Raw genomic sequence first — 7,679 nt, forward strand, 5'->3', positions numbered from 1 at the left:
AGAGCTTCATGAGCTCCCGTATTTTGGTTTCATGTGACGCGGTCATCGTTCAATATCTCCGGTATCAAAGATGGTTTTCGTTATGGGCCGAGCCTTGAGTTTGTTCGACGCGCTCGGTTCGGCGAAGCCGCGAACCCAAGATTTGGAATAAAGTTTCATTAGATGCTCCGTTTCAGTAGTCCGTCCGGACGTAGCAACAAAAACCATCCCAAGATAATATTAAGTTATCATGATCAAGATCATAATATTAGATCATGTGAGGTGCATAATGCGCGCAGAGCGTCATCAAGCATGTCGGCGCGTGCCAAGGTGGTTTTGGGCACACGACGCCGACAAAACCTCTGTAACTGACCGCGTGCGCAATAAGCGGCTGGCGCCGAAGCTGGGCCCATCTGGTCGGTTTCAATAAAAGCTTCAAGCGCGACTTTCGATCTCGCGCCTTAACGCGCTTTTTCCGCCAACCTTTCCCAGATGCTCGACATGACCTTACCCATCGAGCGGTCCCGGCGTCTAATTGCGAATATTTCGGTATGGCGCGGAGGATAGCCCTCTACAGCCAAGGGAACGAGCTCGCCTGCCGCCAGTTCTTCGGTCATCAAGTGCTCCGGAATTCCACCCCACCCCATGCCTGCCTTGATGATCGACTTTTTTGCCTGAAAGTCCGAGACAGTCCAACGCTGCCCGCCAGAGAGCAGGTCGCGGCTTTGGTCGTAGTCCTTGCCGCCCGTTCCCGATACGATGACTTGAGTGTAGCTCTGCATCTCGCGACGTGACCTCACCCCTGATCGCTCGGCTGCTGGAAATCCGGGGCTGGCCACGGGGCGGATCGTAATCGAACCGACCGGGAGTGTTTCGACCTCGTCGATGGGCACCCCGTCAAGTCCCGCGATGATCAGGTCGGCATGACCTTCCATGAGACGCGCCAACGGGCCGCCCATCATTTCAGTCACCAGCTTGATATGTGTTCCGGGAAAGGCTCGGCCGACCTCTCCCAAGATGTTCAAGATTGGATTCAGCGACATCGTAGCTGTCATCGCGATCGAAATCATGGGCTCTTGCTCACTCCGGAGCCCGGCTGCGACAGTTTTCAATTCATGAATCTGTTCCAGAACCCGAGTTGCTTCACGAAAGAAAACTTCACCTTCCGGTGACAACTTTGGTCTATAGGCATCCCGCAAGAAGAGATCGAACCCGAGTTCACCCTCAAGCTTCTTGATTTGATGGCTGACGGCGGACTGTGCCTTGTTTAGCCGATCAGCTGCCCCGCGGAAGGTTCCGGAGGCGACGATCGCATCGAGGACTACGAGTTGATCTAATGTCATGTGGCAACTCTCTTGATCTACATTTAAGATCAAAATCATGAAAACTCGATATTATCAACTGCTGATCTTCGTCGATATGTCCGTGCGAGACATCCCGCCGGAGTTTCGGATGAAACTCTACTCCGAAGCTTTGGTGTCGCATGTCAAGGCAATCCGGCCGGCACGGTCGACGCAACTCAAATGGAGAAAGCAATGGCGAAGATAGTAATCGTCTACCACAGTGGATACGGCCACACGGCAGTTCAGGCAGAAGCGGTTTACCGCGGCGCGAGCAAAGTTGTCGGTGCAGACGTCGCTCTGATACCGGTCGAAGAGCGCGAGAAGAATTGGGATGTAATTGACGCGGCCGACGCTGTCATCTTCGGCACTCCAACATATTTCGGAAGTGCATCCGCGCAATTCAAATCGTTTCTAGACGAAACGTCGGGCCGGTGGCTCGAAGGCCGATGGACCAACAAGCTGGCTGCGGGTTTCACCAATTCAGCCGGCATGAGCGGCGACAAACTGGCTACGCTTCAACAGATCAACCACTTCGCCATGCAGCACGGCATGGTCTGGGTCGGACTGGGATTGCCGCCGGGAAACAACACCAGCACAGGCTCTCCGGATGATCTGAACCGCCTCGGCGGGTTTCTGGGCGCTATGTCCCAGGCGGATGCTGATGTTTCGCCCGAAGTTGCACCAACGGGCTCGGATCTCAGAACCGCCGAATACCTTGGCCGCCGCGTCGCAGAGACCGCGCATCGATGGCGTTCCGGCCAGAGAGTTGAGACAGCGGCTGCCTGAAACAAGGTTAATAACATATGCGCCGTCACTTCCGGCGCGAAAGCAACGACAAGCCGGGCCTCGGTTCATCCCGAGGCTCGCTATTTGGATACCTCGGGAGCTACTGTTTTTCCTTACCGAATGGACGCACTTCAAGAGAGCAAGCCTGATGACCTCGCCTGTTCCCGATCTACAACTCAATCATATGCTGATCGTACCAGTTTTTGATGCTCAAAAGATACTCTCTCGCCGAACTACTTACACGGTTTACCCCCATGTGGCGTGCCAAGTCACCGATCGGGTCATCTGAAGCAGACAAGTCCTCACCAATCTCGTCAAGCACTGTCGCAATTTCTGCCCTCGAAACGTCCTGTATGGAACGACCTGAGAGACCACGGAATTTTTTCCGGTTCTCAAAGGTGTCAGGACCCCATACAAATGGCACGCCAAATTCATCGTAAACCTCTGCGTCTCCGAGTGCACTTTCGACCCGTTTCATGATCCTACGTCCAGTGCGTTGCCAACCATGACGATGGGCTACAGCCCGCCCCAGGTTGCGCAGCGGAATGGGCGCGTGATTAATAAGGATATCTTGCACAATCTGACGAAGCTCACCCAAGTAGTCCAGATCGAAGAAGCGGTTGGGATCCGCCGCTGGAACGTCGGTGTTGGAAACCGTTTCCGGCGAACGGGCAAGGTCAGATGCCACCTCGGCGAAGAGCCTTTTCTGCCCTTTATTGTTAGGTATATCAGTCGAAACACCCTTTGACTCCGTCTCTTCTTCATGATCCCGCGGCATGGGCAGAGCCAGAGGTTCATTGGGCTCGAGAACCGGTTCGGAAAGCGTTTCGGCGTCGTCTGTTATAGATCGATGTGCGGCGAGAAGTTTATCAAGGTTTTCGTTTAGCCGTTCGACCACTGCCGACGGATTGCGGAACCAATCCGTTGACCAAATCCTTAAAATCGTCCACCCTAGATGTTCGAGAACGGCCTGACGTACTTTGTCTCGGTCCCGAGCCGTCGCAGAACTATGATAGGTCGCACCATCGCATTCAATACCGGCAAGGTATGCGCCCGCTCGATCAGGGTTTACTATGCCCAAATCAATGCGAAAGCCGGAAACGCCAATTTGGGTGCGAACTTCCCAGCCCTTGGCACGGAAGGCTTCAGCTATAGCCTCTTCAAAAGGGTTTTCCGCGGGGCCGAGAGACCCCTCGTCACGGGCGGGAAGAGCGATCGCGCCGCGTTCAGCATAATCCAAGAAGGTTTTCAGATCTCGGACACCTGTTGCGCGGGTTCGAGACAGGTCAATCTGATCATGCGTCAAGGAGGCGAAAACGTGCAACTCACTTCGCGCTCGCGTAACGGCAACATTGAGTCGCTTCTCGCCTCCATCGGAGTTAAGCGCGCCAAAGTTCATTGTAAGCTTGCCGGAGAGATCGGGCGCGAAAGTAATAGAGAACAACATAACGTCGCGTTCATCGCCTTGGATGTTCTCAAGGTTCTTCACAATCACTGGTTCCTCTCGCTCGTCCGCAAAGAACCATTCTAGGTCGGAATTGTTGCGGCGAACTTGATCCAGCAAATCAAGAATAAGGCCCTGTTGCTGTGCGTTGAACGTAATTACGCCAAGTGTTGGCCGCTCTTTTTCCGGAAGCTTTAGCCATGCGGTTAGGCGCTGACGTATCATCTCAACGATTGACTTGGCTTCATCCGCATTAGTTCGACCAGCTCCGCGCGCATAGGTGCCGTCAATCTTGTGGAATTGGACCGCTTCGCTATCCGTCGTCGGCGCCGGAAATGTGACGAGCCCTCCATCGTAGTAAAAATGGTTCGAGAAAGCGATGAGAGCCTCGTCCCGGCTGCGGTAGTGCCAGTTAAGGCGGCGGGTAGGAATGCCCGCCGTGGCAACCTCATCCAAGATAGAAGGCATATCACCCATCATACCGCCACCATCACCATCACCATCGTCGCCCTCTCCGTCGTCGGAGCGTCCAAAGAAGTTTGTTGGAGGAAGCTGTTTGGGATCGCCCACGATGATCGACTGCTTTCCGCGTGCAATTGCGCCGATAGCGTCCCATGTCGTGATCTGTGACGCCTCGTCAAAAATAACAACGTCGAAAGCGGCCTGCCCGGCGGGAAGATACTGGGCGATCGAAAGCGGCGACATCAACACACAGGGCGCAAGTTTAGGAAGTGTATCTCCAAGATTTTCCAGCAAGTTCCGGATCGCCATAGAAGGGCGTTGAAGCCCAAGCTGATGTCGTAGGACTCCCAATTCAGAGTTTCTCGGAACGCCATCAGGAGCTGGGAGACGGTGATGAATTCTGCGCATCACCTCGATCGGGGCAATCCTTGCAGCTTCATCGTCCAGTTCCCTAAAAGCGGCTATAACATCCTGATGCTCCCAATGGGCGAAGCGGCGAAGTGGCTCGGAAGCATCCATTGCAAGTGGCAACCACCAGCGGGCATATGCACGGCGGCACTCGTCTACGGCATTCCCCTTCAGCTCATCCGCCTCCATCGCATCAGCAATCAGAGAGAGGCCTGCCGCATCTGCGCGCGCCCTGACATCGAGCCAGCGTGTCCAGTCAGCAAGTCGAGCGCGTTGCGCAAGCGTCTGGTCCAAGGCTTCAACAAGATCGCGCAGGGGCATGTCCGAAACCATCTGGCCACCAGACTTTTCGAAATCCTCGATAGCGGCATCCAATTCTTTGTTGGTCGTCTGCAAGTCTTCCAACACCCGGCGCAATTCACCTTCGGGACCTTCCTCAAGTTCCGCAACGATGGCACCGAATGCAACAGTGTCTGAGACTTCCGATTGTGCGTTGCCCAGCGCTTCTCGCAGAGATGCCGCCTGCGCAACGCAACACTCGAGCTGTTCGACCGACCGGGCTTCGCCAGCGAGGGCGGCGACAGGAATTTGGTTAAGCACTTCAATCTGGGTACGCGCGTCCAGTATGGCTGGCAAATCCTCATCAGGGGCTGCGTAGCCCGTTGTTACATAGGTTTGTAGAAGCTTGCGTACTTTACGCTTTTTTAGCGCCGAGAAAGGCCAGAACGAGGCTTCGCCCGCGCGCCACTCTGCATCCAGCTGTTTGACCGGCAGCCGTCTGAGATTTTCCTCGCTGTAGTTGGCCTGCATGCGGTTCTTTGCTTTTTTTAGCGCAACAGTTGTAGCCTTGAAACGATCAATCTCCGTTCCAAGATCACCGTTAGAAATCCTGGGAACCGTTCTCAAGTCCTTCGCGTCAGGCTCAATCCGGCAGGCCACTGACTGCAAAATTCGGCGTCGCTCAGGTGAGCCTGACGCATCTGGCCTAAGAGCCAATTTAGTCTCGGTATTGGCAGCTGATCGCATGGCGCGTTCTGCAACCCCTCGGAGCGACGTTGCGCGATCAACAATTTCTTCTTCCCAAGCATACGACCATTCCGCTATCCCGATGAGCGGAAGCAATGGGCCACTGCCAATAGCGGCATGTGTACGTCCGAGTTCTTCCGCTATCTCAAGAATTCGATAGAAACTCTGCGTGTCGTGCGCATCCTTGTTATCGAATTGGAGTGTTAACCCGCTTGGCGCCGCAGCCGTCCAAGACACGGCTTCGAAGACCGAAAAGCCCTGCGACCCCCGGGCATGGACGGCCTCAACATAAGTGTTCAGCTGGTCGCGCTTTATGCGGAGTCTCTCCGTCACATCCAACCATTCTTGCTCATTTGCAACTGAAGCTCTGTCCCAGCCGCGCCCCAGCTGTGTGAGCACGCGCTTTCGGTCGGTTTTGTTGGAATGGAGTTCAAGGACGGCATCACCCAGTCCATTCGCCGCAAGTCGACGCTGCACTACGTCAAGGGCTGCCGCCTTTTCAGCTACAAAGAGCACAGTTTTATCGTGAGCGATGCACTGGCAAATGATATTTGCGATAGTCTGACTTTTGCCGGTTCCGGGCGGCCCGACCAAAACGAAGTCATGTCCTTCAGATGCAGCTAACACTGCTGCAAGCTGAGAGCTGTCAGCAGGAAGAGGTGTTACTAGGTCCCTAGGAACAACGCGACGATCAATTTCATTTGGAACTACCGGATTTTCCTGACCGGATTCGAAGTGTTTTTCAGGATTATCCACCAAGTGTGCGACGAGCCGGTTGTTTCGCAACTGATCGGTGCGATCGACTAGGTCCTTCCACATAAGAAACTTAGTGAAGGAGAAAGTTGATATTGAGATTTCTTCCACCACTTCGAAACCAGGAACATCACGAACCCGCGAACGCATCCATTCGAAGATGAGTGGTACATCGATGCCGCTCTCGTCGCGGGGCAAATCGCCCTCCAGTTCGGGAAGGGTAAGGTCGAAGTCACGTTTAAGAAACTCCAACAAAGTGGAATTGAAGCGGACTTCGTCTTCATGGTGAATAATCGTGAATTCTGATCGCGCCGATTTTCGTTCGAGCTTGACCGGCACAAGTAGAAGTGGCGCGCGATAGCTCCTTTTATCACCTTCGCGCTGCCAGCGCAAAAAACCGGCAGCAAGAAAGAGTGTGTTAGTACCGCCTTCTTGCAGGTCACTCTTGGCTTTGCGGAATAGACTGAGCAGCCGGTTCTCGGTTTCCTTACGATCAAGTGGCACTGTGATCTGTCCGCGCCGGAAAGCATCTTCGACGGCGCTCTTAATTATCGCATCCTTGTCTTGTGGCGAAAGCTGGCGCTCACCGATGGGGTCATCTTCCATCAGAGGGTAGGTGCGAAGTGGTTTGTCCGCGGCTAACGTGTCCTCAAGTGTACCCACATCAGGCACCATGCAGGGCACTGTTTGCTTGCTCTGCTTGAAGTTCAGCAGCCTGTTGCGAAGAGAAAGATCAAGGAGCTTTGCTTGCCATCGCTCGATCCGGCCTTTGGGTGTGTTGGGAACGGAATCGACCAATTCAGCAGGCAGTAATCCTAAATCGATTGGCGAAGGAAGTTTTGCTGGTGCGGCCTCTATCTGTTCAGCCTCTCCGTGCTCGTCCACCACATGGCTGGCCAGCGGGCGAATCTTTGCGGAGCGAGCTCGTGTTATGTCGACGGCCATACGGAATTCGTGCTCTCGGTCCTCTGCAAGCCGAACTCGGCCAGCTTCGACGGCTTCCTCAAATCCGATGGTGGGACGCCGCGCCAATAGCGTCGTTTCAACTGGAATGAATTCTTTTGCCTGAGATGCCTTGCGTACTGTAACAACGTCAGGTTCCGTGACCTGTCCGAAATCACGTTTGGTAATCCAGACACCAGCCCACGCGTGGCCTTCACTGAAAAGAATAACTGGGTTCAGTCCTGCCTGCTCCCAAGCTGCAGCAAGCAGCAGCGAGCTATCAAGACAGGTGGCAAGCCCCTCCCTTCGAATGCGGCTAGGCGGACGCACTTTCTGGCCATCCACCTCAAAGGACGCAGGGGGATTGGCATACGTCAGGCCCATCCCAGTCATTGCCGACCAAATCGCACCGGCCAGCATCCAGGCCCGCTGCGGATTGCCCGACTGATAGCCTTCCATAGATCCATCTTGGCCACTGCGCTCCAATTGAAGGGAAGCTTCTTTGAGGATGGTTGCTACAACCGCATCGTTGGGCG

The 7,679-nt window shown here is 54.6% G+C and carries 3 protein-coding genes; 1 reads left to right on the forward strand and 2 read right to left on the reverse strand.

From position 1 onward, the window contains the following. Window positions 1-440: 440 nt before the first annotated feature. Window positions 441-1,322 (reverse strand): LysR family transcriptional regulator, encoded by an 882-nt coding sequence (locus QZ522_RS15915; RefSeq protein ID WP_294613766.1) that lies wholly within the window; start codon window positions 1,320-1,322, stop codon window positions 441-443. Between the two features lie 192 nt (window positions 1,323-1,514). On the opposite strand from QZ522_RS15915, the gene QZ522_RS15920 reads away from it, so the two are divergent. Next, the gene (locus QZ522_RS15920; RefSeq protein ID WP_294613769.1) at window positions 1,515-2,108 is read left to right on the forward strand and encodes a flavodoxin family protein; all 594 of its coding nucleotides are present in this window, start codon (window positions 1,515-1,517) and stop codon (window positions 2,106-2,108) included. A 169-nt stretch (window positions 2,109-2,277) separates the two neighbouring features. Here the strand turns inward: QZ522_RS15920 and QZ522_RS15925 are convergent, their stop codons facing one another. Then, window positions 2,278-7,602: a DUF3320 domain-containing protein gene (locus QZ522_RS15925; RefSeq protein WP_294613772.1), complete on the reverse strand. Its 5,325-nt coding sequence runs from the start codon at window positions 7,600-7,602 to the stop codon at window positions 2,278-2,280. Window positions 7,603-7,679: the final 77 nt, after the last annotated feature.

The organism is uncultured Roseovarius sp., assembly GCF_913054395.1.
Lineage (GTDB): Bacteria > Pseudomonadota > Alphaproteobacteria > Rhodobacterales > Rhodobacteraceae > Roseovarius.

What these genes read in the sequence shown, in the direction of transcription:
- QZ522_RS15915 (WP_294613766.1), bottom strand. Translation starts at nt 1,322, where the DNA reads ATGACATTAGATCAACTCGTAGTCCTCGATGCGATCGTCGCCTCCGGA.
- QZ522_RS15920 (WP_294613769.1), top strand. Translation starts at nt 1,515, where the DNA reads ATGGCGAAGATAGTAATCGTCTACCACAGTGGATACGGCCACACGGCA.
- QZ522_RS15925 (WP_294613772.1), bottom strand. Translation starts at nt 7,602, where the DNA reads ATGGAAGGCTATCAGTCGGGCAATCCGCAGCGGGCCTGGATGCTGGCC.